This is a genomic window from Streptomyces sp. NPDC104761, assembly GCF_055583445.1.
On sequence record NZ_JBVJNZ010000012.1, the window covers coordinates 293,246 to 318,182 of the forward strand.

Genomic DNA, 24,937 nt, shown 5'->3' on the forward strand with positions numbered 1-24,937 from the left:
GTCGGGTAACGCCCGCCGGACACGGACATACCTTGACAAGACGGCGCATGAGCTGACGTATGTCCGCGGACTACGCGCGCAGACCGGCTTCGTCCGCCTCAGCCGCCGCAGTTCCCGGCGCTACGCTACGCCGTCGGCCGGGCCCGTCGAACTCCCCCTGCGGGAGGCGCGCAGCGCGGTCAGTAGACGCCGGGCGCGGGCGGATAGCCGTACCCCGCCGCCGGTGCCGGCGCCGCGTGGGCCTCGCGGTCGTAGAAGGGCCGTGCCGTCGCCCGCATCCACATCACGACCGGGTCGTACTCGTCGGTCATCGCGACCGTCGAGACCGGCAGTCCGTCCGGCACCGCGCCGATCGACTGCTGCATCATCCCCCGCACCGAGTCCACGGCCGACGGCGAGGTGTCGTAGACGTCCAGGCCGATCGCGAGGTACGGCGCCCCGAGGGCCGGCTGCACCCAGGCGCGGCGCAGCGAGCGGATGGCGGGGGTGCGGTGGGCGTTCTGTGTGAGCAGGGCGTAGAACTGCGGGACCTCGATGGCCGGTTCGGTGATCCTGAGCGGCCCGGCCGGCTGGCGGTCCAGGCCGGTGGCGATGCGGCGCAGGTCCAGCCAGGGGATGCCGACGCCGCCGCCCGGCGCGTGCGGGTTGAGCCAGAGGCCGAAGTGGTCGGGGTAGAGCGTGCGGGCCACGTCGACGCCGTCGACCACCTCGTACGAGCGGTTCCAGCCGCTCGCGGAGAGTTCCTGGGCCGAGGTCACGCAGGGGGCGTAGCCGTGGCCCTCGACCTCCATGTTCCCGTACTGGGCGTCGGGGGAGCCGGCCTGACCGTGCCAGAGCAGCATCCAGATCTGACCGGAGGAGGGCGTGGCGAGGGCGCGGAGGAGTGCCTCGTAGGCGTCGTAGCGCCCGGGGGTTACCTGGCGCAGCATGTGCTCGACCTGTCCGGCCGCCGCGGTGCCGCTGGCGCTCACGTGTTACCGCCCCTTCATCTGGTGCCCCGCGTTCGGAGGACCGCCCCGCGTTTGGAGACAGCTTAAGCGCCAAGGGGGTGGCGCCGATTGTCCGTCGGCGGGTGCGGGTCCCGTCGTGACCGAGCGCGCAGTACCCCGCGCCCCGAGTCGGCTGCCCCAGGGCGTTCCTAGTGACCGTACTGATAGAAGGGGCGCACGCTCTCGCGCATCCAGTGGCCCACCGGGTCGTCCGCCACGTCCAGGAGGACCAGGTTCACCGGCCACTTCACCGGGACCCGGCCCAGCGCCCTGCCCAGGGCCTCCAGGGGCAGGGCGCGCAAGTCGCCCTCCCACTGGGAGAGTTCGATGCCCACGAACATCACCGGGTCGGCCGTCTCGATGGCGGCCAGGCAGCGGCGGGCCGTGGCGACCACGCCGATCGCCGCGAACTCCGCCGACGCCGCGGCCAGGAAGTCCACCGGGTCGTCCTGCCAGTCCGGTTCGAAGAGGCGGACCCGGCCGCCGGAGGCGGGACCGTCCAGTTCGGTGCGGCCGGCCCGGCAGAGCTGGGCGACCGCCTCCGGCGGCAGCGGGACACCCACGACACCCCCGGGGTTGACGGCGATGCCGACCTGCGGGGGCAGTCCGCGGGCGAACTCGACCGCCGGGGCGATCGTGTACGACAGGTGGGAGCCGGCCACCTGCCGGAACTGCTCCTCGGAGCTGAAGACCGGCACGTACACCTGGCCCTCGATCTGCGTGGTGGGCAGGTCCAGCGGGCCGCTGTGCGGGCCGCCGCCCTCGGGCAGCGGGATCCACAGGAAGCTCCGGCCCAGTACCTCGATGAGCCGGCCGGCCGCCGCGGGCACGCCGAGGGAGGCCGACAGGACCTCCTCCAGTTCGTTGCCGGGCCACCCGCCGTGCGGGTGGGGGTGCGCCTGTGCCGGGAAGTCCGCGGGAATGTCCGCCGGGAAGTCCATCTGCCTACCGCCTGCTGGAAACCGCTGCTGAGGCTGGAAAGGCTAGCGGGTGACGCCGACAAAGCCACCCCACCAGCCGGTTCGGCCCCGATGGCGGCCTCAGCCCGCGAAGCCGATCCGGCGCAGTACGTCCGCCGCGGCCCGGTCGAGGAGGACCGCCGAGCCGACGCCCTCGGGAAGTCTGCCCCTCTCCGCCGCCCGCAGCAGCCGGCCGGCCGCCCTGCGGTGGCGCAGGAAGGCGTACCGGGAGACGCCCCGGCCGCGCTCGCGCTGGCCGTCCAGGGCCGTGCCCGGCGTGACGTCGAGCAGCAGCAGGTGCAGGGTGCCGCCGCGGCGGCGGGCCTCCCGGGCCAGCCAGTCGCGCACCCAGGCCTGGGTCCCGCAGTCGTGCACGACCACGCCCTCGCCGGTGCCGAGGGCGCGGCGCAGCCCGGCGTAGTGGGCGAGGCGGACCAGCGGGCGGTAGACGGCGTACGGCAGGAGACGGGCCAGGCGGGCGTCCCAGCGGTCGCGGGTGTCCTGGGAGTCGATGCGGATGCCCTGCACGGTGCGGTGCATCAGGGTGGATTTTCCGCTGCCGGGCAGCCCGGTGACCACGACCAGGTCCCGGGGGCCGAAGAGCAGGCCGTGCGGGCTGTGCCCGGCCCGGCCGCGCAGGTCGCGGACGACCGGCGCGGCGAGCTCGTCGCACCGCTCGCGGGCCGGGGCCGCCGGCTGCCGGGGCAGGGCGATGCCAGTCGTCGTCGCGTATGCCGTGGTCCTTGTCACCGTGATCGTCCTCCCTGGGGGTTCAGGAAAGGTTTTCCCCACGAACCGTAAAGAGAAGGTAATGCACGGTGTCTCGCGGTTCCGTTCGCGTCCTGCCACAGGGCCGTCACAAAGGCGCGGGACGGGTCGGGCCTGCCACGGCCCCGGGCGGCGTGCAATGATGTCCGCGCCAACTGCATACCGGCCGCTTGAATCCGCGCGGGAGAGTCCCCAGCCGTTCGCTGGGGCGCCGAAGGAGCAAGTCCCTCCCTTGAATCTCTCAGGCCCCGTTACCGCGCGGGCGAGGCACATCTGAAAAGCGGGCCGCTGTGTCAGTGGCTCCACCCAAGGTGCAAGCCGTGATCACGTCCGTGGTCAGGGCGAACCTCTCAGGTTCCGATGACAGATGGGGAGGACAGCCCTCGCCTGTCATGCCCTTGGGACCTTCGGGAGACGACCGACCGATGAGCAGTACCGATTCCGCCGCACCCCGCCGCACCGCGCTCGACGCCCTGCACCGCTCGCTCGGCGCGACCATGACCGACTTCGCCGGCTGGGACATGCCCCTGCGCTACGGCTCCGAGCGCGACGAGCACGTTGCCGTACGCACCAGGGCCGGGCTCTTCGACCTCTCCCACATGGGCGAGATCACCGTGACCGGCCCCCAGGCCGCCGCCCTGCTGAACCACGCGCTGGTCGGGAACATCGCCTCCGTCGGCACGGGCCGGGCCCGCTACACCATGATCTGCCGGGCCGACGGCGGCATCCTGGACGACCTGATCGTCTACCGGCTGGCCGAGACCGAGTACCTGGTCGTCGCCAACGCCTCCAACGCCCAGGTCGTCCTCGACGCGCTCGTGGAGCGCTCCGCCGGGTTCGACGCCGAGGTCCGCGACGACCGGGACGCGTACGCGCTGCTCGCCGTCCAGGGCCCGGAGTCCCCCGGCATCCTCGCCTCCCTCACCGACGCCGACCTGGACGGGCTGAAGTACTACGCCGGGCTGCCCGGCACCGTCGCCGGCGTTCCGGCGCTGATCGCGCGCACCGGCTACACCGGCGAGGACGGCTTCGAGCTGTTCGTGAAGCCGGAGCACGCGGTGGAGCTGTGGCAGGCGCTGACCAAGGCCGGCGAGGGCGCCGGCCTGGTGCCATGCGGGCTGTCCTGCCGGGACACGCTGCGCCTCGAGGCGGGCATGCCGCTGTACGGGCACGAGCTCAGCACCTCGCTCACCCCGTTCGACGCCGGGCTCGGCCGGGTGGTGAAGTTCGAGAAGGAGGGCGACTTCGTGGGGCGCGCCGCGCTCGCCGAGGCCGCCGCCCGCGCCGAGCAGAACCCGCCGCGGGTGCTCGTCGGCCTGATCGCCGAGGGCCGCCGGGTGCCGCGCGCCGGTTACCCGGTGGTCGCCGGCGGCGAGGTGATCGGAGAGGTCACCTCGGGCGCCCCCTCCCCCACCCTGGGCAGGCCGATCGCCATGGCGTACGTCGACGCGGCGCACTCGGCGCCGGGCACGGCGGGCGTGGGCGTGGACATCCGGGGCAGTCACGAGCCGTACGAGGTCGTGGCACTGCCCTTCTACAAGCGCCAGAAGTAGCCCACCGGGCAGCCCACCGGGCGTGACCCCGCGCACATCGCCGCTGATCACGCGTATCCCCAGCAGTCCCCCCTTCACCAGCACTTCCCCGCGTACAGGAGAATTCAGGCCATGAGCAACCCCCAGCAGCTGCGTTACAGCAAGGAGCACGAGTGGCTCACGGCCGCCGAGGACGGCGTGGCGACGGTCGGCATCACGGAGCACGCGGCCAACGCGCTCGGTGACGTCGTCTTCGTCCAGCTCCCGGCGGTCGGCGACACGGTGACCGCGGGCGAGTCCTGCGGCGAGCTGGAGTCGACCAAGTCGGTGTCCGACCTGTACGCCCCGGTCACCGGTGAGATCACCGCGGTCAACGAGGACGTCGTCGACGACCCGTCCCTGGTGAACTCGGCCCCCTTCGAGGACGGCTGGCTCTTCAAGGTGCGCGTCACGGACGAGCCGGCCGACCTGCTCTCCGCCGACGAGTACACCGCCTTCACCGCCGGCTGAGGAGTCGTAGAACGGATGTCTGAGTTGTCGCTTCTGAACACGCCCCTGCACGAGCTCGACCCCGAGGTGGCAGCCGCGGTCGACGCGGAGCTGGCGCGCCAGCAGTCCACCCTGGAGATGATCGCCTCGGAGAACTTCGCTCCGCTCGCGGTCATGGAGGCCCAGGGTTCGGTCCTCACCAACAAGTACGCCGAGGGGTACCCGGGCCGCCGCTACTACGGCGGCTGCGAGCACGTCGACGTCACCGAGCAGATCGCCATCGACCGGGTGAAGGAGCTGTTCGGCGCCGAGTACGCCAACGTGCAGCCGCACTCCGGCGCCTCCGCCAACCAGGCGGCCCTGTTCGCGCTGGCCCAGCCCGGCGACACCATCCTGGGCCTGGACCTCGCCCACGGCGGCCACCTGACCCACGGCATGCGCCTGAACTTCTCCGGCAAGCAGTTCAACGTGGTCGCGTACCACGTGGACGACGCCGGCCTGGTCGACATGGCCGAGGTGGAGCGGCTCGCCAAGGAGCACCGCCCGAAGGTGATCATCGCGGGCTGGTCGGCGTACCCGCGCCAGCTGGACTTCGCGGAGTTCCGCCGGATCGCCGACGAGGTCGAGGCGTTCCTGTGGGTCGACATGGCACACTTCGCCGGCCTGGTCGCGGCGGGTCTGCACCCGAACCCGGTCCCCTACGCGGACGTGGTCACCTCCACCACCCACAAGACGCTCGGCGGCCCGCGCGGCGGCATCATCCTGGCCCGCAAGGACTTCGCGAAGAAGCTGAACTCGTCCGTCTTCCCGGGGTTCCAGGGCGGCCCCCTGGAGCACGTGATCGCGGCGAAGGCGGTTTCCTTCAAGGTCGCCGCCTCGGAGGACTTCAAGGAGCGCCAGCGTCGTACGGTGGAGGGAGCCCGCATCCTGGCGGAGCGGCTCACCGCCGCCGACGCCCGCGAGGCCGGCGTGAGCGTCCTGTCCGGCGGCACGGACGTCCACCTGATCCTCGTCGACCTGCGTGCGTCCGAACTGGACGGGCAGCAGGCCGAGGACCGCCTCCACGAGGTCGGCATCACGGTCAACCGCAACGCCGTCCCGAACGACCCGCGGCCGCCGATGGTCACCTCGGGTCTGCGGATCGGCACCCCGGCGCTGGCCACCCGCGGCTTCACGGCCGAGGACTTCGCCGAGGTCGCGGACGTGATCGCCGAGACGCTGAAGCCCTCCTACGACGCGGCGGCCCTCAGGGCCCGGGTCGAGGCGCTGACGGCGAAGCACCCGCTTTACCCCGGTCTGAACAAGTAGTTCCCTGGTGGGGGCACCCGACGACGTGTGCCCCCACCCTCTTTGGAGGAGTTCCCGTGGCCATCTCGGTCTTCGACCTGTTCTCGATCGGCATCGGCCCGTCGAGCTCCCACACCGTCGGCCCGATGCGCGCGGCCCGGATGTTCGCCCGCCGCCTGCGCAACGAGGACCTGCTGTCCTCCGTCGCCTCCATACGCGCCGAGCTGTACGGCTCCCTCGGCGCGACCGGCCACGGGCACGGCACCCCCAAGGCGGTGCTGCTCGGCCTGGAGGGCGCCTCGCCACGGACGGTGGACGTGGAGACCGCCGACGACCGCATCGAGACGATCAAGGCCACGAAGCGCCTGTCGCTGCTCGGCGAGCACGAGATCCCGTTCTCCTTCGACGACGACCTCAAGCTCCACCGCCGCAAGGCGCTCCCCTACCACGCGAACGGCATGACGCTCTGGGCGTACGACGCGTCCGGGGCCGAACTCCTCACCAAGACGTACTACTCGGTGGGCGGCGGGTTCGTCGTCGACGAGGACGCGGTCGGCGCGGACCGCATCGTGCTGGACGACACGGTCCTGAAGTACCCCTTCCGCACGGGCGACGAGCTGCTGCGCCTGACGAAGGACACGGGTCTGTCGATCTCCGCGCTGATGCTGGAGAACGAGCGGGCCTGGCGCACCGAGGAGGAGATCCGCGAGGGCCTGCTGGACATCTGGCGGGTGATGCAGGCCTGCGTGTCCCGCGGCATGTCCCGCGAGGGCATCCTGCCGGGCGGCCTGCGCGTGAAGCGCCGGGCCGCCGTGACCGCCCGCCAGCTGCGCGCCGAGGGCGACCCGCTGGCGCACGCGATGGAGTGGATCACGCTCTACGCGATGGCCGTGAACGAGGAGAACGCGGCCGGCGGCCGGGTGGTCACCGCCCCCACGAACGGCGCGGCGGGCATCATCCCGGCGGTCCTGCACTACTACATCAACTTCGTCCCGGGCGCCGACGAGGACGGGGTGGTCCGCTTCCTCCTCGCCGCCGGCGCGATCGGCATGCTCTTCAAGGAGAACGCGTCCATCTCCGGCGCCGAGGTCGGCTGCCAGGGCGAGGTCGGCTCGGCCTGCTCGATGGCGGCGGGCGCGCTCGCCGAGGTCCTCGGCGGCTCCCCCGAGCAGGTGGAGAACGCGGCCGAGATCGGCATGGAGCACAACCTCGGCCTCACCTGCGACCCGGTCGGCGGCCTGGTCCAGATCCCCTGCATCGAACGCAACGGCATGGCCGCGGTCAAGGCGGTCACCGCGGCTCGCATGGCCATGCGCGGCGACGGCTCCCACAAGGTGTCCCTCGACAAGGTCATCAAGACCATGAAGGACACCGGCGCCGACATGAGCGTCAAGTACAAGGAGACGGCGCGGGGCGGGCTGGCGGTGAACATCATCGAGTGCTAGGGGAAGGGGCCCTGACCAGCGCGTTTGTTCCTCTCGGCGCTGTCGGGGCCTTCCCTGCTCACGCGGCGTAACGTCCCCGGGAAGTCCCTGGGACAGGCTTGAAAGTCCCCGGAAAGTCCCCATGGAAGTTGCTCTGCAAGTTGCTCTTGACCTGCAGTTTCGCGGCACGTGATCACTACCGGATGCGCCGCCCACCCGCCACTGGACGCATCAAATCGAACCCCTGAGTCCGCCTGAGGGGTCTCATTCGATACATCGACGCTGCGGCAAACTCACGTCTGGAACAGCGGCTGACCGGCCGCTCCACCCCATTCGTCCGCTACCTGCGCCGAAGGGGACCCGGCGGGGTCGACGAACTCCAGCTCATCGCAGGCCGCGTCTACAACGACCTGCGCAACCTGGCCAACCGCAACAGCCGGCCCACGGACGAGGTCATGGTGGAGTACGTCCTCGAACGGTTCCTCCAGCGCCCGGCCTCATCGCCCCTGGGCCGGGAGCACTTCGTCCTCAAGGGCGGCCTGCTGCTCGCCCAGTTCGGCGCACGTCGAATGACCCGCGACATCGACATCCTCGGCCGCTCGTCCCCGGGCACAGAAACCGAGATCATCCGCAGGGTCACGCCCATCGCAGATCGACGACGGCGTCGCACTCGATCCCACGACACTCAAGACGGCCCCCATCCGCGAGGAGGACGAGGCCGACCAGATTCCACGACCCACATGACGGACCCCGCCAGGGCTCGCCATACGATATCGCTTCTCATGCAAATCTGATATCATTTGGCGGTTCTGATGACGCGAGGAGGCCAGTATGGCGAGGACAGTAATCGACCTCGACGAGACCATGGTCGCCGAGGCCATGCGCATCTTCGGTACCAAGACAAAAGCCCAGGCCGTACGCCTCGCCATGGAGGACGCCGTCAAACGGCACCTGCGACAGGAGGGCTTCGACGCCATGGACGCCGGCGACTTCGACTTCAGCGAGATCATCGAGAGCACCGGCCCTCGGAACGCCGACGGAACCCTTAAGCGCGAAGGTGACCGAGCCGCCTGATGCAGGACCGCTACCTGATCGACAAGTCCGCTCTGGCGCGCTGGACAAAACCCGGTGTCAGAGAGGTACTCAAGCCCCTCCACGAGCGCTACCTGCTCTCAGTCTGCCAACCCACCGAATTCGAGATGATCCACTCGGCCCGGGACACCGCCGAGGCAACGCGAATCAGTACCTGGCTGCGCGCCTTCGACTACCTGCACGGTGACGACCACGCTTTCACTCGCGCCTTGGAGGTCCAGCGCCGCGCTCTCAACGCAGGCTTCCACCGGGCACTGTCACTCCCCGACCTTCTCATCGCCGCCACAGCGGAGCTGAACCGGCTGACTGTACTCCACTACGACGGCGACTTCGACATGATCGCTTCCCTCACCGGCCAGCCCACCGAGTGGGTCGTGCCACCAGGCATCGCCGACCGCTGAACGGTACTGAGACCGCAATGGAGACCAGTGACTCCTACAGGGAGCATGCCGGCCTCGACATCGGCGATCGCGTGAGTGCCGGAGGGCCAGACTCCAGGCCACCGCCCGCCGCAGCCCGGCCCATACTGACCCGCCATGGGGAACGCCATACGCTGCGTGCTGGGGAGCGAGACATCCGGCCGGCCCGGAGAGGGGACTGAGACTTCCCGACAAGCACCCCGCAGGTGGTTGCTATCAGCTTGTACACCCCACACCAAGAGCCGGCTCGTCTTCCAGAGTCCGCGCCACTCACGTCAGCGCACCCAGTCTCTCAAGGGCTCGATGTCCAGAGGCCGGTGGCCGCACGGTCCGGGCGCTCGGCCCCGGCCGTTGGTTGCTGCTGCTGATTTCCCGCTGGAGCGCAAGGAGGTCAGTGTGGTGATTCCACCGAGGACCGGTGTTCGAGTCGAATGACGATTTCGGCCACGGTCGTGACGATCAGCAACAGCACGCAGCATGCGAAGCCGAACAGCCCGGCCTCCAGCCAGGGGATCGGGCGCCCGTCCATGCACTGCACCTGTTCGCGGGTGCAGTCGCTGTCCGGACTGAGTGCCGGCGACGACACGTGGAAACCCGTGACGAAGACGAGCACAGACACGACGAGGCCGGTGGCCAGCAGGCTCCACCGGATCCACCGCGCTCCCCACCACGACAGGATCCAGCCGACGGCGATCACTGCAGGCAGGATCCAGGCATAACCACTGATCATTCCCACACCGCATCGGTACGCGACATCAAGGTCTGGCCAGTCTGTCGTTGGGTGACGTGGTTGCCCATATCGATCAATCCTACCGAGGGGTGTTTGATCGTCGGCAGATCACCCGTGGGCTTCCGAGTCCTGACCTCCAGGCCGAGGTCGAGCCGGTCACCGGACTTGAGCTGGTGACCTGCTCCGGCGCGACTTCACCGCGTCACGTCCGAACGAGCGGTGGGTGGCTGACTTCACCTTCGTCGCCACCTGGTCCGGGACCGTCTACGTCGCGTTCGTCGTGGACGTCTTCTCTCGCACGATCGTGGGCTGGTCAGCCGCCACCAGCAAACGGGCCAAGCTCGTCCTCGACCCCTCGACATCGCCTTGTGGCGACGCGACCGCGCCGGAACTCACGCAGGACCGGGGCTGGTTCACCATTCCGACGCGGGCAGTCAATACACCTCCTTCGCGTTCACCACGCATCTCCTCGCCACCGGAATCGACGCCTCAATCGGCACTGTCGGCGACGCCCTGGACAACGCGCTCATGGAATCCCGGACCGGTCTCTACAAGACAGAGCTGATCAAGCCCCGCAAGCCCTGGCACGGCCTCGGCGACGTCGAACTTACTACCGCGGAATGAGTCGACTGGTTCAAAAACCAGCGCCTCCACACAGCAATCGGTGACATCCCGCCCCACGAGCACGAGATCAACTACTACGCTCAACACCAGCCCCAACCGGCGGCTGGAGTCAACGCATAGAGCCTCCACCGCTCCCGGAGCGGTTCAGCCTGACCACCCATGACGCAGCGCCCGGCGGCCGCGACGACCACTAGGCACCCAGCCCTGCCCAGACCCACCCCGACCTGGACATATTTACGCGTCAGATGCCCGACCTGAGGTTCGCCAGCCGCTTTCGGGATTCGAACCCTAGACCTACGCATCACGAGCGCGGGGCTCGCCGAAGCCATCTCATGCCGCCCGATCAGCAACGGCCCCACCCCGCAGGCGTCTCACGCAGCATGGGATCCGTTGTTGTCAGCTGACGACAAGAAGTCCCCAAAAAGTCCCCCATGATTCAAGGCAAGCCTCGGGATGCCAAAACTGCAGGTCAACTCTGTGATCAACAGCCGTCCAGAGGTACGTCAAGTACAAGGAGACGGCCCGGGGCGGGCTGGCGGTGAACATCATCGAGTGCTAGGCGTCCGGACCGGCGGCCACCTTCGGTTTCGGCCAGGTGCTGGTCGCGGTCGTCGCCGGTGGCGACGACCGGGCCCGGTGGCCCCTGCCTTCCGGGTTCCCGGCCGGAGAGCCACTCTCCTGAGCCGCGCGGCTCGGGGCGCGTGCCCGGGTCAGGGGCTCGGGGCCCACCCGTGGGTGTGGCGGGCGAGTTCGACCCGGGAGCTGATCCCCAGCTTCCTGAAGATGTTGCGCAGGTGGTAGTTGATGGTGTGCGGGGAACGCCGGAGGCGGAACGCGACCTGCTGGTTGGTCAGGCCTTCGCCCACCAGGCGGGCCACCGTACGCTCCACGTCGCTGAGTGCGGTCGCTCCCGCCTCGGGACGGTCCGTGTCCGGCTGCGCCGGGCCGCGGAAACGGCCGTCGAGCAAGGCCGTCAGGTCCTCGGCGGCGGAAGTCCTGGCCCCGTGGTCGACGTGTTCGGTCGCAGCCCGGACCAACCCGTCCGGGTCGCCCTCCAGCAGGCTGACGGCGTGCAGCGCGGCGGAGGCCAGCGGCGGCACGCCCGGGTTGCGCTCGGCGAGCCGCCCGGCCTGCGCGGCCGCGGTGGCGGCCCAGTTCTCGTCGCCCGCCGCCAGCGCGGTCCGGACGAACCAGGCGGCGGCACCCGGCTGACGGACGAACAGCACGGCGCGGCGGTCCGCGGTGGCGTACCGGCGGTTCATCTCGCCCAGCGCGGCAGCCGCCCCGTACCGGGCGGCAGTCACCTGGAGTTCGACCCAGTCGTAGTCGGCCGAGGGCAGACGGCCCGGGGACTGGCCGAGCGCCTCACGGTAGCCGCGTACGAAACCGTCGGCGCCGTCGAGGTCTCCGGAGAGCAGGGCGAACTGGCCGAGCGTGGCCAGCAGTGGCGGCACCGAGAGCCGGACGCCCCGGCCGACGGCCGCCGCCAGCGCCTTCTGGGCCTCGTCGCGGGCCTCTGCGAGCCTGCCCTGGTGGCTGAGGCGCCGGGCTCGCACGTGTGCGACGGTCAGGCCGACCCCACCGGCCGGCTGGCCGCCGTCCGTACGGGCGGCCCGGATGACGTGCTCGGCCTCCTCGTAGGCGCCGACGTCCACCAGCCGTTCCGCCAGCACCACGTGGAGGTAAACGCGCCACACCGGGGACGGGAGGTCCGCCGCGGCGGCCACGGCCGCCCGGGCGAGCCGCAGTCCCTCGACGACGAGCCCGTCGGACAGCACCGCGTCGGACAGGACCGTCGCGGCGGCGAGCACCTCGGCCTCACCGGCGATCCGCCCGCCGTACGCGCGCAGCACGGCCTCGGCCCGCCGACGGCCCTCGGCGACGTCCAGGAAGTAGCGGCCGAACATCCGGCTGGCGGCCACGGCACCCCGGACCGAGGACGGGATCCCGGATTCGGTGCCGAGGATCTCCTCCGCGGAGGCGAGCGCCTCGGGCAGATCCCGCCCCACCACCTCCAACTCCACCAGCAGACACCGCAGCCGGGCCGCGAGGCCCGAGGGTAACTCCAGGGTGAGTGCGGTCTCGATGAGTTGCACGGCCTGCGCCACGGAGCCGACCGAGGCCAACGCCCGTACCAGCCCCAAGGGTTCGGTCACCACGGCCCGCAGCAGGGCGGAGATCTGGTCCACGTCGCCTTGTGAGGCCAGCAGGGAGGCGGAACTCAGGAGTGTCGAGTCCCTGGTCTTCAGCATTTTGGACAATGGGATCACACCGCTTTCTCGCGCTGGTTCACCATTCCGGCCGGCCTGCCGGGGAGTTGTCCCACCGACCGGACACTGTACGGAGATTAGCGGTGTTGATCCATTGATCCGTGAACGACATGTGAAATGACCGGGATAGGGATCTTCGGCCGAAACCAGTGGGTCCCGTGTGACGACCCCGATCCGCGTCAGACGGTGCGGGGACGGCGTTCGGCGAGCGCGCTGACGAGGGTGAGCAGCAGCGTGAGCGCCGCGCCGCAGAGGACGGCCACGGCGGGTTCCGCGTGGTCGAGGACGACGGCGGCCAAGGACGCGGTGAGGCTGTAGCCGACGCCCTGGACCGCGTACATGACGGAGTAGCCCGCCGCGAGCATCCCGGCCGGCACGCGCTCACGCAGGGACAGGTTCCGGGTGACCATCACCCCCGACTTGAAGGCACCGGCCAGCAGCAGGGCGACAGCGATGCCGACGAGCCCGGGCAGTACGGCTGTGAGCGCCACGAAGGCCGCCATCACCACCAGCAGGACCAGGCTCTGGGCCCGTGCACCACCCGGCCACTGCCGCGCGCCGTACAGCAGACCGCCCGCGACGCTGGCGGCGGAGAACGCGGTCAGCAACGGCCCCGCCCAGGCGACGGGCAGCCCGCGGTACTCCAGCAGCGCGGGCAGTACCAGTTCGGCGGTGGCCAGCAGTGCCATCGCGGCGGCGCTGGTGAGGTAGACAGGCCAGCCCGCTGCCAACGCCCGGGTGCGCGACGGAGGTTGTCCGCCATCAGCCGCGCCGCCCGCAGCCGGGTCCGGGTCCGCCGTGCCCGCCCGGGGCAGCGCCCGGACCCCGACCGCGGCCAGGGCCGCGCAGCACGCGGCGAGCAACAGCGGGGCGCCGGGAGCCAGGTCCAGCGCGAGGAACGCCACGGCGGCGGGTGCGACGGCCCAGATGCCCTGCGTCAGCGTGGTCTCGACACTCAACGCGCGTGCCACGTCCTGCTCCGGCACGGCACCGACCAACAGGGCGCGCAGTCCGCCGGCGTGCGCGGCGGGGGCGCATCCGGCGAGGAACGCCAGAACCACCGCCACCGGCCGGGGCGCCGTGCCGCAGAAGGCGAGTCCCGCAAAGGCGGCGGCGCCCCCCAGCAGTCCGAGGCCCAGCTCCCGGCGCAGTCTCGTACCCGTCAGCCGGGCGCCGAGCACCGGCGCACCGGCCACTTCACCGACCACGTACGCACCGCCGAGCACGGCGCCCAGCGTGTAGCCGCCCGGCGTCTGCCGCACCAGGAACACCAGCGCGAGCGGCGCCATCGCGACGGGAAGTTTCGCCGCCAGCGTGACCAGGAGCCAGGGCCGCACCCCCGGCCGGGCGAGCAGCGCCCGGTATCCCGGTGGCGCCGCGCCGGCCTCCTGCCGCTTCGTACTCTCACTCACCGTTGCTCCCGAACAGTTCTCCGGCCCTGGTCACCGACTCGTGCCCCCGAACAGCGCGTCCACCTCCTCCTCCAGGGCCCGGGCGGCCGCGTCGTCCTCCGCGATCAGGCAGCTGCCACCGAATCCGCCGGTACGGCCGTTGTCGTGGACGGTGACGACGACGCCGGTGCGGCGGGTCCGGTCGTAGGCGAGGTCCGCCGCGACGAGTTTGTCCAGGGTCGTACGGAAGTCGGGGAAGGCGACGCGGCGTTTCTCGATCAGGACGTGGGTGTCGGGGTAGTCCCCGCCCACGAGTTCCTCGCCGATGCGGTGGATGTGCGCGGAGCCGACGACACGTCCGTTGATCTCGTTGACGAGAATCCGCTCCTCGGGGGTGACGATCGCATCGACGCTGAGGCTGCCCCGGTAGCCGATCCTGCGGAGTGTCTCGGACAGCCGGCGGGAGTCGTCGAGGAAGCCCGCGAAGGCGGCCAGCTGCCGGGAGGGCGCGGGCACGATGAGTCCGTTGATGACCGGCTTCATCCGCATCTCGCCGTGTCCGACGAGCCGGACACCGTCGTTGCTGACGAGCAACTCCGAGTAGACCGCGGGGGATTCGGGCGTGTAGTGCTCCAGCACCACCCGGCTCCGGTGCGGGCCGGTGTAGTGCGCCCAGCGCCGGTCCAGGTGGGCCGCGAGCGCCGCCGGGCCGACGATCACCTCGGTGCCGGTGGCGCCTATCGGGCGGACACCCGGCACGGGGCTGACGATCTCGTTGCCTATGCCGCCGACGTGGAAATCCTGCTTGACGATCACAGGCCGGCCCGTGTCGAAGGCCTGCCGGATGAACTCCTCGGCCTCCGCCCGGTCGTCGGTCACCGTCCCGTACGGCACGGGTATGCCGTGGCCGACGGCCAGTGCCCGGAAGGTCGCTTTGCTGTTGAGCAGGGTCGTACCGCCCTGGGCGGCGAACGGGAATCCGGGCGTGTGCTCGTCGAGGCCGAGGGCGCGGGCCAGCCGGACGCTGACCCGGTCGAAGTGGAAGGGCAGGATCGTGCGTACGGCGCGCTCCCGCACGGCGTCACGCAGCCGGGCGACGAACCCGGCGTCCTCCAGCCGGTCCCGCGAGAGCACGTCCTCGCCGAGGCGTCCCACGGGCGGGACGAGCACGGTCCACGACGCTCGGTCGATGCCCTTGAGCCGGGCGACGTAGGAGAGGAACTCCTCGTCCAGTTCCACGGGCAGGACGAGTACGTCGCCGGGTTCGGCGAGCCACACCATGCGCTGCGCCTGGCCGGCCACGTAACGCCGGTACTCGGGGGTCAGGCTGCCCAGGTCGCCGATCATCTCGTCGGTGCGCTGGTTGCTCACGATCAGTTTCGGCACGGGATCTCCTGTCGGATCAGGCACTGTGCGCGGCGGCCGGTACGGTGAGCAGACCGGTCACCGACTCGCGCAGGACGTCGAAGCCGTCGGTGCTCAGCACGGACTCGGGGTGGAACTGCACGGAACGGAAGTGCCGGCCGCGCAGCGCGTGCACCTCGTTCGTCGCGGTGTCGCGGCTGACCTCGACGGCCGCCGTGCCGAGGCCCGGCGGGGCGAAGCGGTCACCGTCCGCAAGTGCTGCGAAGCTGTTGTAGAAGCCCACCCGGCGGCGCCGGCCGAACAGGTCGATCACGCGCTGGCTGCCCTGGTGCGGGCGGGACTTGCGGACCAGGTCCAGGCCGAGTTCCGCAGCGAGGACCTGGTGTCCGAGGCAGACGGAGAGGAAGGGCCGACCCGTCTCCAGGAGTCCACGCGTCAGCGTGCGCAGCGCGGCGATCTTCGGTTCGGACAGGGCACGGGGGTCGCCGGGGCCCGGGCCGACGACCACCAGGTCGTACCGGCCCGCCTCTTCGGCGTCGGCCAGGTCGTCCCAGCGCCGGATCCGTGGGGTCAGGCCGAGCACGGCGAGTTGGTGACCGAGCATCGCGGTGAACGTGTCCTCCGCGTCGACGAGCAGCACGGTACCCCGCACCTCCCCCGGGAGGTCGTCGCGGCGGGCCAGCCAGAAGGGGGCGAGCGTGGTGTTGCGGCGGGCCAGAGCGGCGTGGACGTCGGAGTCGGCGGACCAGTCGCGGGCGCCGGCGCCGATCTGCGCGTCCGTGCTGCCGGGGCCCACCCCGCCGCGGATCGCCGCCAGCAGCCCCGCCACCTTGGCCTTTGTCTCGGCGACCTCCGCAGCCGGATCGGAGTGGCGTACCAGGGTCGCCCCGACGCCGATCCGCACGCGGCCGGTCCGATCCAGCTGCGCCGTGCGGATGAGGATGGCCGAGTCGAGACGGCGGCCACCCGCCGCGTCCCGCCCCACCAGGGCGATCACGCCGCTGTAGTACCCGCGGCCGGCGGGTTCGTAGCGGCTGATCACCTCGCAGGCGCTCTCCAGCGGGCTGCCGGTCACGGTCGGCGCGAACAGGGTCTCGCGCAGGATGTCCGGCACGGACCGGGTGCTGTGCCCCTTGATGAGGTACTCGGTGTGAGCGAGCCGGGCCATCGGCTTGAGATAGGGGCCGACGACGCGGCCGCCCCGCTCGCAGATCCGGCTCATCATCTTGAGTTCCTCGTCCACCACCATGAGCAGTTCGTCCGTCTCCTTGCGGTCGGCGAGGAAGGACAGCAGACCGGGGACGGAGGGCCCGCCGGGCGGGTAGCGGTACGTCCCGCTGATGGGGTTCATCACGACCTCCCCGCCCACCGCGCTGACGTGCCGTTCCGGAGATGCGCCGACGAAGGTGCGATCACCGGTCCGGACCAGGAACGTCCAGTAGGTGCCGCGCTCCTGGAGCAGCAGTCGGCGGAAGACGGACAGCGCCGCCCGCGGCCCGAAGGAGTCGATCTCGGCGACGAACGGCCTCTCGATGACGAAGTTGGCTCCGCGGCCCCGGCCGATCTCCTCTGCCAGCACCGTCCGTACGAGGTCGGCGTAGGCCGCGTCGTCCACGGCGAAGCCCGCGTTCCGGACGGCGAGCCGGTCGTCGGGCAGCATCCGCAGAGCGTCGGAGAGGTCCACCGACTCCTGCGCGGTTATCCGCAGCGCGAGCAGCGGTGCCCCGTCGTCGGGTGCGGCGAACCCGCGCTCGGCCAGCTGCCGGAAGGGCACCACGGCCAGCAGCTCGTGCTGCTCGACGGCGGCGCGGACCGGCCCCGTTCCCTCGTCGAGCGGCAGATCGACCAGGGACGCCGGCTCGCTCACCTCGCCCACGACCACCTCGACCCGGTCGGGCACGCCGCTCTCGGGCCGGTACAGCAGGGCGTAGGCGGGGGGATCGCCGTCCGGCGCTAGCAACGAGCCGAGCAGGCCGGTCATGGCACCTCCTGGGAAGGGGGACGTTTTCCTCGCGCAGCGGAAAAAACAGAGGTCAGCGGCTGGACGGGAAACGTGGGGAAGACGCTTCCGAGACTTCCGCAGGACCCGTGCCACCTACAACTACTCGAACGAGTGGGTGCGTTGCACAGGTGCCGCGGGGCGGGCCGGCGGAACGGTCGACCCACTCGGTCGAGTAGTTCCGCAGCGCTGCGGGCGGCGGCTAGCGTCGAACGCGATCACCCGCTCCCTCAGAAAGGGAAGTCCGTGTCGGTCGCACATCAGGCCCCTGCCGAAGAGCTCACCGAGGCCGAGATATTCCGTGCCCACCTGGGCGGCAAGCTGAGCACGCACGTCCCCCACACGCCCCTGGACGCCCGGACGCTGTCCGTCATCTCCACCCCCGGGGTCGCCCGTGTCAGCCGGGCCATCGCCGAGGACGCCCGGCTGGCCACCCGGTACACCTGGGCGCACCGCCTGGTCGCCGTCGTCAGTGACGGAACCGCCGTCCTGGGACTGGGCGACGTGGGCCCCGCGGCGGCGCTGCCGGTGATGGAGGGCAAGTCCGCGCTGTTCAAGGCGCTGGGCGGGCTCGACTCCGTGCCGCTGGTGCTGGGGACCCAGAACGTGGACGAGATCGTGGAGACGCTCACCCGGCTGCGCCCCTCCTTCGGCGCGGTCAACCTGGAGGACGTGTCCGCGCCGCGCTGTTTCGAGCTGGAGCGGGCCCTGGACGAGGCGCTGGACTGCCCCGTGATGCACAACGACCAGCACGGCACCGCGATCGTGGTGCTCGCGGCGCTGCGCAGCTCGGCCGAGCTGCTGGGCAAGCCGCTGGACTCCCTGCGGGTGGTGGTGTCCGGGGCCGGGGCCGCGGGCACTGCCTGCGCACGCATGCTGGTGGCCGCCGGGGCCGGTGAGGTGACGGTACTGGACTCGCAGGGAGTGGTGTACCGGGACCGGCCGGGGCTGACCCCGGCGAAGGCGCGGCTCGCCGAGCTGACCAACCCGACCGGCGTGCGCGGCGGGCTGGCCGACGTGCTGCCGGGAGCCGACGTGTTCGTCGGGGTGTCCTCGGCGACGGTGCCCGAGGAACTGATCGCCGCGATGGCACCCGGCGCGGTGGTCTTCGCCCTGTCCAACCCCACCCCGGAGATCGGTACCGAGGCGGCCGGCCGGCACGCGGCCGTCGTCGCCACCGGCCGCAGCGACCGCCCGAACCAGATCAGCAACCTGCTGGCCTGCCCCGGGATCTTCCGGGGAGCCCTGGACGTGGGCGCGTCCCGCATCACCGAACGGATGATGCTGGCCGCCGCCGACGCCATCGTCGCCCTGGCCGCGGAGGACCTCGCCCCGGACCGGGTGGTCCCCCATGTGCTCGACCCCCGGGTGGCACCGGGGGTGGCGACGGCGGTCGCGGCGGCTGCCCGCAAGGAGTCCGCCGACGTCGACGGCCGGGCATCGGGTGTCCCGGTGACCTCGCCGGACCTGAGCCCCCGACCACCGCGCCAGGAGTCCGCGCCCCTGTCCCCCGCGCTCCCCTTGCCGCTTCCTGAGGACCAGCCGTGATCAGCCATGCCGGTGCGCTCGCCGCACCCGAACTGTTCCGGTCACCGCCGACCGGCGACGAGATGGCCCGCTTCCTGGCTCTGCCCGCCGCGCAGCAGCCGGACTGGGGGGACACCTGGCTCGTGGAGAAGGTCCGCGCGGATCTGGCCGCACTGCCCGCGCTCGTCGCCTGGGAGGAGGTACGGCAGTTACGGTCGCTGCTCGCCGAGGCCGCGGCGGGACGGCTGCTGGTCGTGCAGGCCGGTGACTGCGCGGAGGATCCCGCCGACTGCGTCCCCGAGGTCATCGACCGGAAGGTCGGCCTGCTGGACGCGCTCGCCGGTGTGCTGCGGATGCGCGCGGGGCTGCCCGTCGTCCGCGTCGGCCGGATCGCCGGTCAGTTCGCCAAGCCGCGCTCCCGCCCCACCGAACGCGTCGACGGTGTGGAACTGCCCGTCTTCCGCGGCCTGGTGGTCAACGGCGCCGAACCCGAGCCGATGATCCGCCGTCCCGATCCGCTGCGCCTGGTCACCGGCTACCGTGCCGCCGCGGCGGCGATGGACCACCTGCGCCGGCAGGCGGGCTCCTGGACCCCACTGCCGGACCCGGCGGTCTGGACGAGTCACGAGGCCCTGCTGCTCGACTACGAACTGCCGTCGCTGCGCCGCTCGGACGACGGCCGTCTGCTGCTCACCTCCACGCACTGGCCGTGGATCGGCGAGCGCACCCGTGACCCGGCCGGGGCCCACGTGCGATTGCTCGCCGACGTGGCCAACCCCGTCGCCTGCAAGGTCGGCCCGGACTGCACCCCCGCGGAGTTGCTGGAGTTGTGCGGCATGCTCGACCCGCACCGCGTTGCCGGCCGGCTCACCCTCGTCGCCCGCTTCGGCGCCGGCCGGCCCGCCGACCGGCTCACCCGCCTGGTCTCGGCGGTACGGGAGGCGGGGCATCCGGTCGTCTGGCTGTGCGACCCGATGCACGGCAACACGGTCACCACGCCCGGCGGTCTCAAGACCCGGCTGCTGACCGCCGTGGTGCAGGAGGTCGGCGAGTTCCTGACGGCTGTACGCCGTGGCGGCGGCGTGGCGGGCGGTCTCCATCTCGAGGCGACGCCCGACTCCGTGGCCGAGTGCGTCCCCGACGCCGCGGCCGTGGCCGACGCCGGCCGCACCGGCCCCTACACCACCTTGTGCGACCCGCGGCTCGACCCGGCCCAGGCCCTCTCGGTCGCCGCGGCCTGGCGCGCCTGACGCCCCGCCCGCACACCCACCCCTACCTGCGAGGCCACCCGTGAGCATCAGCCCGATACCGCCGTACCCCATGCCCACCAAGCGCGATCTGCCCGAAACCCGTGTGCCGTGGGTCCCGGCCCCCGACCGGGCCGTTCTCCTCGTCCACGACATGCAGGAGTACTTCCTGCGCCCGTTCGCCCCCGACCGCTCGCCCGCCTCCGAACTTCTGCACAACTGCCGCCTGTTGCGGACCCGCTGCGCCGACCTGGGCGTCCCGGTCGTGTACACCGCGCAGCCCGGCGACATGAGCGACGCACAGCGCGGACTGCTGAAGGACTTCTGGGGTCCCGGCATGAGCGCCGAACCGCAGGACCGCAGGATCGTCGAGGCCGTGGGCCCGCGCCCCGGCGACCAGGTCTTCACCAAGTGGCGTTACAGCGCCCTGTTTCGCTCGGGGCTGCTGGAGCGGTTGCGCGAGGCGGGCCGGGACCAGCTGATCCTGTGCGGGGTCTACGCCCACGTGGGTGTCCTCATGACGGGTGTGGACGCCTTCTCGCACGACGTGCAGCCCTTCCTGGTCGCCGACGCGGTCGCCGACTTCTCCCTGGAGCGGCACCGGCTGGCCCTGAGCTACGCCGCCCACAACTGTGCGGCAGTCACCACCACGTGCGACGTCCTCCTGGCCCTGAGCGCCGCGAGCGGGCCTGCGGACCAGGCGCGGCCGGAACCCCTCTCGATCCCGTGAGACCGATCACCACGTGGCAAGGAGGCACATGCCGAAGCTGTTGCTCGCCAATCTGGGAAGCGCGCACCATCGCGGACCGGACGACGGTGGTGAGGCGCCGACCCAGAGCTATGCGAACACGCACGCCCACCGGGCGCTGTGGTGTGCCGAGCCCGGCGACGTCGTGGTGCTTCCGGCTCCCGTGAGCTCGGACTTCGTACGCCATGTGACCCACGTGCTCGGGATGGACCGCAAGTCGCTGTCCGTGGTGGTCGCGCCGTTCGCCGAGGCAGGGGTGCACGTACCCCTGGACCGCCGGACCCGGCTCACCTCGTTCGAGCGGGCGTTGCTCCGGACCGTGCGGCAGCGCGGCATCGACCGGATGTGGCCCTATCTGTTCGACACCGGCGTGGCCGACCTGACCCGCCGGCTGGGCCTGGACGCCGGTACCCCGGGGTTCTCGTTCTTCGAGCAGGGCGGTGGCGAACTGCTCAACGACAAGGGGACGTTCCGGGCGATGGCGGCCGGCGTCGGTGCGAGTGTCCCGCACGGGGTGGTCGCCACGTCACCGCGCTTCGCGGAGGAACACCTGTGGAGCCTTTTGGCCGACGGTGTGCCGGCCGTGGTCAAGCAGGCCCGGCACCTGGGTGGCCGTGGAAACGAACTGCTGAGCCCCGGTGACGGTGTGGAGGCGCTGGGCGTGAGCCGGACGACGGTGGTGCGCAGCCGGACCACGCTGGCCCGGCTCCTCGCCGACCGCTGGCCGCACTACACACACCGCGGCCGGGATCCCCTGGTGATCGAGCGCTACGTCCCGGGGTCGGCGTCGCTCTACGTGGGTCTCCACATCGCGGCCGACGGTGTCACCTCCTACGGGCACGGTGAGATGCGGATGGCTCCGCTGATCGCCGGACTGGTGGTTCCCGCGCCCGCCGCGGAACGGACCGCGTTCCCGGCCTTCCTCGCCCAGGCACGGCAGTTGGGCGAAGCGACACGGTCGATGGGGTACCGGGGCCGGCTGAGCGTCGACGCCATTCTCACGCCGGCGGACGAGATCCTGCTCACCGAGTTCAACGCCCGGGCCGGCGGAGCGACCCACACCCACGTGATAGCCGAGCGCGCCGGGGTCACCCAGCCTCCGAGGGACCGCGTGCTGCTCGATTGCCGGCACCGTCCCGGCGCCGCGCTGGGCACCTCCCTGGCCCGGCTCGCCGAGCACGGCCTGCGGTACGACCCGCACCGCAGGAGCGGGGTCCTGATCACGGTGCACGACGACACTCGGACGCCCCCGTACGGAGAGTTCTGCGCCGTGGCCGACTCGCCCGACGCCGCCGACATGCTTGCGGCGCAGGCCGACGCCCTCCTCTCCCTTCCCGCGCACTCCGCCGTCCGGCCTCAGGAGAATCCTCATGACCCATGTGTCGCAGCACTACCTCATGGACGGTTCCGCCCCGAACGAGCGGGCACGGCTCGGTGCGATCGAGAGCACCTATGATCCGGGAACCCTCCGTCACCTGTCCCGCTTCGGCCTCCGCCGGGGTTCCCGCGTGCTGGTGGCCGGGGCGGGTGGCGGAAGCCTGCTGCCCTGGCTGTCCGCGGCCGTCGGAGACAGCGGCGGGGTCCTCGCCACCGACATCGACACCCGGCACCTGACCGCGGCCGAGCAGCCCGCCAATGTCAGCGTGGTGCGTCACGACTTCCTCACGGAGGAGTTTCCCCACAACGCGTTCGACCTCGTCCACGCGCGGCTGATCCTCATCCACTTCCCGCAACGCGAGCAGATCCTGGCCCGGCTGGTCCGCGCGGTCAGGCCAGGAGGATGGCTGCTGGTGGAGGACTACGACTGGGGCTCGTACGGCCCGGTCGGCACCCCGGCGCAGAACGACTCCGCGCGCGCTCTGATCGACAAGCTCGCCGCGTTCTACCGGCGCCACGGTTTTGATCCCTTTGTGGGACGCAAGCTCCCCGGGATGCTGCGCCGTTCGGGACTGGTCGACGTCGATGCCGAGGGTCGCGTGCTGACCCTGCGCGGTGGTTCCTCCGCCCTGGCGGCCGTCTACCTGGGTTCCCACGAGCAGTTTCTTGCCCGGGACGACATCGGCGGGCTGATCAGCGCCGAGGAGACCGCGGGCCTGCGGGAGCGCATGGCCGACCCGGACTTCGACATGGCGGGGCAGACGATGATGTCGGCCTGGGGACGCCGTCCGGACGGGGGTGACAGCGAATGAAGATCGGCGTCTCCTCCTTCGTCACCGACCAGGGGATCGACCCGGTCTCGCTGGGGCGGGCCGTGGAGGAACGAGGCTTCGAGTCGCTGTTTCTCCCCGAGCACACGCACATTCCCATCAGCCGGGAATCGCCGTACGTCCCCATGCGGGCCAAAGCCCGGTACGTGCTCGCCGAGGAGACCGTGCCGTCCGCGCTGAGCGCCGGTGCGCTGCCGGACCGGTACGCGCGCACTCCGGACCCGCTCGTCGTACTGGCCGCCGTCGCCGCCGTCACCCGGGAGCTGCTCATCGGAACGGGGATCCTGCTCGTGGCCCAGCGCGATCCGATCACCCTGGCCAAACAGGTCGCGAGCCTCGACCGGGTGTCCGACGGCCGGTTCGTATTCGGTGTCGGCGCCGGGTGGAACCGTGAGGAGATGCGCAACCACGGCGTGGATCCAAAGGTGCGGACCCAGGTGATGCGCGAACACATCCTGGCCGCCAAGGAGATCTGGACGCACGACGAGGCCGAGTTTCACGGAACTTACGTCGACTTCGGCCCCATGCACTCCTGGCCCAAACCCGTCCAGCGACCCTGGCCTCCCGTTCTGGTCGGAGGGGAGGGCACGGCCTCCTACCGGCGCGCTCTGGAGTACGGCGACGGCTGGGCCCCGATCTACGGTGGCGACACCGCGGGACTCGTGCGGCAGATCGCAAGGTTGGGCGAACTGGCCGAGGCCGAAGGGCGCTCGCCGCTCCCCGTCACCGTCTTCTGGACCGACGCCGACCTGCATACTCTCGAGACCCTGGCCGCAGCCGGAGTCCACCGGGTCCTCCTCAACCTGCCATGGGCGCCGCACGACGCCGCCCTCCGCCACCTCGACGCGCTGGCCGCGGCCGCGTCCGCCTTCAACTCGCAGGCCGACCAGTCCCGTTCCTAGTCGTCGCGGAGCCGCTCCGGACAGGGTGCACCGGCTGCCGCGCTGTTCGCCTGCGGGCGCCGGTCAGCCCGCGGTCAGCCACGCGCGTGTGCCGAACGAGGCGCACGCGCGGGAGGCCACCGCCGCGGCCCGGGCCAGGGCTTCGGCGAAGCCCGGCCCGTCGAGGGGGCCGGGACCGCTCAGCTGGTGGGCGAGGGCACCGTGCAGGACGTCCCCCGCGCCCAGCGTGTCCACCACGCGGGTCTCCGGAACGCCGACCAGGCCACCGCCGCCGGGGCCCGCCCACATGATCGGCGCCGCGCCGCCGGTGACCGCCGCCCAGGTCACCCCGTGGTCCCGGAGGAACTCCAGGGTCTCGGAGGGCGAGGCGGTACCGGGCGGGTGGAAGTCCGCCGAGCAGACGGCGACGTCGGTCGACGCCAGCAGCCGCTCCGTGCCGTCCTTCCAGCTGCCCCCGTCGAGCAGGGTGGGCCGGCCGGCCCCGCGGGCGGCGTGCGCAACCTCGACGGCCAGGTCCATGTGGTGCCCGTCGAACTCGGCGATGTCGCACGACTCCACCAGCTCCGCCAGGCCGGCCGGAGCCCGCAGCCGGTGCCCGGTCGCGTTGACGGAGGCGACCGCGCGCTCTCCGGTCGCCTCGGTGACCAGGATCGAGGACACCGTGGGCGGCTGCCCGCGGCCGGCCGCGAGGTCCGTGACGCGCACCCCGAGCGCGTCGAGATCCGCCCGGACGCCGAGCGCCAGCGGATGCGAGCCAAGGCCGGTGAGCAGCCGCGGCCGGCCGCCCAGCCGGCCGAAGGCCACCGCCGCACCGGTGGCCGGACCGCCCGCCGCCACCACCTGGTCACGGGCCGTCAGTTTCTCGTCCGGCCCCGGCACATGGTCCACCAGCTGGATGACGTCCAGCGTGCACAGCCCCACGAAGAGGCCCGCAGGCCGCCGCCCCGCCATCGGATCCGTCCGCACCA

22 protein-coding genes, 1 pseudogene and 2 riboswitches are annotated in these 24,937 nt (G+C 71.5%); of the genes and pseudogenes, 14 read left to right on the forward strand and 9 right to left on the reverse strand.

Features of this window, described 5'->3' with window-relative positions:
• Window positions 1-179 precede the first annotated feature (179 nt).
• The 3 genes from ACZ63F_RS30360 to ACZ63F_RS30370 form a co-directional block, all read right to left on the reverse strand.
• Window positions 180-971 (reverse strand): enhanced serine sensitivity protein SseB C-terminal domain-containing protein, encoded by a 792-nt coding sequence (locus ACZ63F_RS30360; RefSeq protein ID WP_469715663.1) that lies wholly within the window; start codon window positions 969-971, stop codon window positions 180-182.
• 167 nt (window positions 972-1,138) lie between these two features.
• The gene (locus ACZ63F_RS30365; RefSeq protein WP_469715665.1) at window positions 1,139-1,930 is read right to left on the reverse strand and encodes an enhanced serine sensitivity protein SseB; all 792 of its coding nucleotides are present in this window, start codon (window positions 1,928-1,930) and stop codon (window positions 1,139-1,141) included.
• 99 nt (window positions 1,931-2,029) lie between these two features.
• Window positions 2,030-2,704: an AAA family ATPase gene (locus ACZ63F_RS30370; protein ID WP_469715757.1), complete on the reverse strand. Its 675-nt coding sequence runs from the start codon at window positions 2,702-2,704 to the stop codon at window positions 2,030-2,032.
• 183 nt (window positions 2,705-2,887) lie between these two features.
• A riboswitch (glycine riboswitch) is annotated at window positions 2,888-2,983 on the forward strand.
• Window positions 2,984-3,093, forward strand: a riboswitch (glycine riboswitch).
• Between the two features lie 48 nt (window positions 3,094-3,141).
• Between ACZ63F_RS30370 and gcvT the strand changes: the two genes are divergently transcribed.
• The 7 genes from gcvT (at window position 3,142) to ACZ63F_RS30405 (ending at window position 8,941) form a co-directional block, all read left to right on the forward strand.
• A complete protein-coding gene (gcvT, locus tag ACZ63F_RS30375) occupies window positions 3,142-4,269 on the forward strand; it encodes a glycine cleavage system aminomethyltransferase GcvT (RefSeq protein WP_352364331.1) in 1,128 nt (375 codons plus the stop codon).
• A 111-nt stretch (window positions 4,270-4,380) separates the two neighbouring features.
• On the forward strand, window positions 4,381-4,758 hold the full coding sequence (gene gcvH, locus ACZ63F_RS30380) for a glycine cleavage system protein GcvH (RefSeq protein ID WP_469715667.1): 378 nt from the start codon (window positions 4,381-4,383) through the stop codon (window positions 4,756-4,758).
• Between the two features lie 24 nt (window positions 4,759-4,782).
• Window positions 4,783-6,045, forward strand: coding sequence for a serine hydroxymethyltransferase (glyA, locus tag ACZ63F_RS30385; RefSeq protein WP_469715759.1), 1,263 nt, complete (start codon window positions 4,783-4,785; stop codon window positions 6,043-6,045).
• A 56-nt stretch (window positions 6,046-6,101) separates the two neighbouring features.
• Window positions 6,102-7,469, forward strand: a complete 1,368-nt coding sequence (locus tag ACZ63F_RS30390; RefSeq protein WP_469715669.1) for an L-serine ammonia-lyase — start codon at window positions 6,102-6,104, stop codon at window positions 7,467-7,469.
• 434 nt (window positions 7,470-7,903) lie between these two features.
• The gene (locus ACZ63F_RS30395) at window positions 7,904-8,242 is read left to right on the forward strand and encodes a nucleotidyl transferase AbiEii/AbiGii toxin family protein (protein ID WP_469715671.1); all 339 of its coding nucleotides are present in this window, start codon (window positions 7,904-7,906) and stop codon (window positions 8,240-8,242) included.
• A gap of 37 nt (window positions 8,243-8,279) precedes the next feature.
• Window positions 8,280-8,522 (forward strand): type II toxin-antitoxin system VapB family antitoxin, encoded by a 243-nt coding sequence (locus ACZ63F_RS30400; protein ID WP_093498964.1) that lies wholly within the window; start codon window positions 8,280-8,282, stop codon window positions 8,520-8,522.
• The gene (locus ACZ63F_RS30405; protein WP_469715673.1) at window positions 8,522-8,941 is read left to right on the forward strand and encodes a PIN domain-containing protein; all 420 of its coding nucleotides are present in this window, start codon (window positions 8,522-8,524) and stop codon (window positions 8,939-8,941) included. The genes ACZ63F_RS30400 and ACZ63F_RS30405 overlap by 1 nt, the downstream gene beginning before the upstream one ends.
• 409 nt (window positions 8,942-9,350) lie before the next feature.
• Here ACZ63F_RS30405 and ACZ63F_RS30410 read toward each other — a convergent pair whose 3' ends face one another.
• Window positions 9,351-9,695, reverse strand: a complete 345-nt coding sequence (locus ACZ63F_RS30410) for a hypothetical protein (protein WP_469715675.1) — start codon at window positions 9,693-9,695, stop codon at window positions 9,351-9,353.
• Window positions 9,696-9,867: 172 nt separating this feature from the next.
• On the opposite strand from ACZ63F_RS30410, the gene ACZ63F_RS30415 reads away from it, so the two are divergent.
• Window positions 9,868-10,254, forward strand: coding sequence for a DDE-type integrase/transposase/recombinase (locus ACZ63F_RS30415; RefSeq protein ID WP_469715761.1), 387 nt, complete (start codon window positions 9,868-9,870; stop codon window positions 10,252-10,254).
• Window positions 10,255-11,023: 769 nt separating this feature from the next.
• On the opposite strand, the gene ACZ63F_RS30420 is transcribed toward ACZ63F_RS30415, so the two are convergent.
• The 4 genes from ACZ63F_RS30420 to ACZ63F_RS30435 all read right to left on the reverse strand — a co-directional run bounded on the left by ACZ63F_RS30420 (window position 11,024) and on the right by ACZ63F_RS30435 (window position 17,320).
• The gene (locus ACZ63F_RS30420) at window positions 11,024-12,565 is read right to left on the reverse strand and encodes a LuxR C-terminal-related transcriptional regulator (protein ID WP_469715677.1); all 1,542 of its coding nucleotides are present in this window, start codon (window positions 12,563-12,565) and stop codon (window positions 11,024-11,026) included.
• A 197-nt stretch (window positions 12,566-12,762) separates the two neighbouring features.
• The gene (locus ACZ63F_RS30425; RefSeq protein ID WP_469715679.1) at window positions 12,763-13,995 is read right to left on the reverse strand and encodes an MFS transporter; all 1,233 of its coding nucleotides are present in this window, start codon (window positions 13,993-13,995) and stop codon (window positions 12,763-12,765) included.
• A gap of 30 nt (window positions 13,996-14,025) precedes the next feature.
• Complete coding sequence (locus ACZ63F_RS30430) at window positions 14,026-15,360, reverse strand: preATP grasp domain-containing protein (RefSeq protein ID WP_469715681.1); 1,335 nt, start codon at window positions 15,358-15,360, stop codon at window positions 14,026-14,028.
• Between the two features lie 16 nt (window positions 15,361-15,376).
• Window positions 15,377-17,320: an anthranilate synthase family protein gene (locus ACZ63F_RS30435; RefSeq protein ID WP_469715684.1), complete on the reverse strand. Its 1,944-nt coding sequence runs from the start codon at window positions 17,318-17,320 to the stop codon at window positions 15,377-15,379.
• Window positions 17,321-17,584: 264 nt separating this feature from the next.
• On the opposite strand from ACZ63F_RS30435, the pseudogene ACZ63F_RS30440 reads away from it, so the two are divergent.
• From ACZ63F_RS30440 to ACZ63F_RS30465, 6 genes and pseudogenes are all read left to right on the forward strand, one after another.
• Window positions 17,585-18,754, forward strand: a pseudogene (locus ACZ63F_RS30440) (NAD(P)-dependent malic enzyme); the annotation flags it as partial.
• A gap of 194 nt (window positions 18,755-18,948) precedes the next feature.
• Window positions 18,949-20,115, forward strand: a complete 1,167-nt coding sequence (locus ACZ63F_RS30445; RefSeq protein WP_469715763.1) for a 3-deoxy-7-phosphoheptulonate synthase — start codon at window positions 18,949-18,951, stop codon at window positions 20,113-20,115.
• 70 nt (window positions 20,116-20,185) lie between these two features.
• The gene (locus tag ACZ63F_RS30450; protein ID WP_469715686.1) at window positions 20,186-20,842 is read left to right on the forward strand and encodes an isochorismatase family protein; all 657 of its coding nucleotides are present in this window, start codon (window positions 20,186-20,188) and stop codon (window positions 20,840-20,842) included.
• A gap of 28 nt (window positions 20,843-20,870) precedes the next feature.
• Window positions 20,871-22,316 carry a preATP grasp domain-containing protein gene (locus ACZ63F_RS30455; RefSeq protein ID WP_469715688.1) on the forward strand — a complete coding sequence of 482 codons (1,446 nt, stop codon included), beginning with the start codon at window positions 20,871-20,873 and terminating at the stop codon, window positions 22,314-22,316.
• Entirely contained in the window at window positions 22,231-23,049 is an 819-nt protein-coding gene (locus tag ACZ63F_RS30460; RefSeq protein ID WP_469715691.1) for a methyltransferase domain-containing protein, read from the forward strand. The genes ACZ63F_RS30455 and ACZ63F_RS30460 overlap by 86 nt, the downstream gene beginning before the upstream one ends.
• A complete protein-coding gene (locus tag ACZ63F_RS30465) occupies window positions 23,046-23,969 on the forward strand; it encodes an LLM class F420-dependent oxidoreductase (RefSeq protein WP_469715693.1) in 924 nt (307 codons plus the stop codon). Before ACZ63F_RS30460 ends, ACZ63F_RS30465 begins: the two co-directional genes overlap by 4 nt.
• Window positions 23,970-24,032: 63 nt before the next feature.
• Here the strand turns inward: ACZ63F_RS30465 and ACZ63F_RS30470 are convergent, their stop codons facing one another.
• The gene (locus ACZ63F_RS30470) at window positions 24,033-24,935 is read right to left on the reverse strand and encodes a PfkB family carbohydrate kinase (protein WP_469715696.1); all 903 of its coding nucleotides are present in this window, start codon (window positions 24,933-24,935) and stop codon (window positions 24,033-24,035) included.
• Window positions 24,936-24,937: the final 2 nt, after the last annotated feature.